Raw genomic sequence first — 1,442 nt, forward strand, 5'->3', positions numbered from 1 at the left:
ATTACTATTATCTACTTTTATCAAAAGGATTAGATATAAGTAGCGGACTTTATGATATAAGTAATAAAAAGCTTTGGAACTTATATGAAATATGGTGTTACATAAAAATACATAGCATAATAAAAGAATTAGGATATGAAGCTAAAGAAAATTCAATAATACAATCAACTTCAAATGGATTAACATTATCACTTATGCAAAATAAAGAAGCAAAATGTATTTATGAAAATGAGCAAGGAAAAAGATTAGAACTATTTTACAATAAGCAATATAATAAACTTCCAACAACAAACCAAAGACCAGATACGGTACTTTGTTTAAAGGGTGTCGGCAAAACTGACAGGGTATATATATTTGATGCAAAGTATAGAATCTATGTTGATAACAATGGAAACATATGCCCAATGGAAGATGACATAAACATTATGCATAGATACAGAGATTCTATAGTAAGTAAAAATAAACTGGATAATCAATTTAAGTACGAATCAATAGGGGCTTATGTAATGTTTCCTTGTAGTGATGAAGAAAGCTTTAAGGAAAATAGATTTTATAAAAGTATAGATAAAGTTAATATAGGAGCACTTCCTATGCTTCCAGGATCTACTTCTCTTATGAAAAAACATTTATGTAGTATTATAAATGAATCATATATAGAAGCTGTTAATAATAATCCAGTATTTGATGAAGAGAATGATTATTATAAGTTTAAGAACAAAAATGTAATGATAGTTAACACAAAAGATAAAGATCACTTTGATATTTATAAAAAGCATAGATTTTATCATATACCAAAATCTTCAATTTCAAAGATAGATTTAGGGATTGAGTATTTAGCATTTTATCAACCAAAGGATAAACCAAAATCTATAAATAGATTCGATAGCAATTATGGAATAGAGTATTATGCTAAGATTAAGGACTATTATGAATATGAAAGAAAAAGTTGTAGTGAGATAAAATGTACTAGTGGAAAAGAAAATGATATTTATATAAGAATAGAGCTTGATGACTTTGAAAAAGTTGGACCTATAAAAAGAATTGAGTATGGAACTAGAATTGTAAATTATACTACTTTATACTTACTTAAAAATGCAAACACTATGCATGAGTTGTATTTAGGAAGTAGAAAAGAAATTGATATTTACAAGATACTTAGAAAGATTAGTGAAGATAAAAATATAAGTCTGAAAAAAGAGAATAATGGATTTTATATAGGTAGTGATTTTGTTAAAATCTTAGAGAATGGTGATATAAAATTAAATGGAAATAAAATTAACATCGATGAGATAATGAAATACTATCAGTATAAATAATATATTACATTAGCTAAAATACTTTATAACTTAAATAATTTATTTTAATAAAATAAACACTATAAAAGGACTAGTATTTAATAAACTTTATTTAAATACTGGTCTTTTTATATATTAAATCTTATA

1 protein-coding gene is annotated in these 1,442 nt (G+C 24.4%); it reads left to right on the forward strand.

What is annotated here, in order from left to right:
• Nucleotides 1–1,316 (forward strand): nuclease domain-containing protein (locus G3997_RS03640; protein ID WP_296648252.1); only part of this gene is annotated, 1,316 nt, incomplete at its 5' end.
• Between the last annotated feature and the right edge of the window lie 126 nt (nt 1,317–1,442).

Source organism: Romboutsia sp. 13368 (genome assembly GCF_018336475.1).
Classification (GTDB): Bacteria; Bacillota; Clostridia; order Peptostreptococcales; family Peptostreptococcaceae; genus Romboutsia.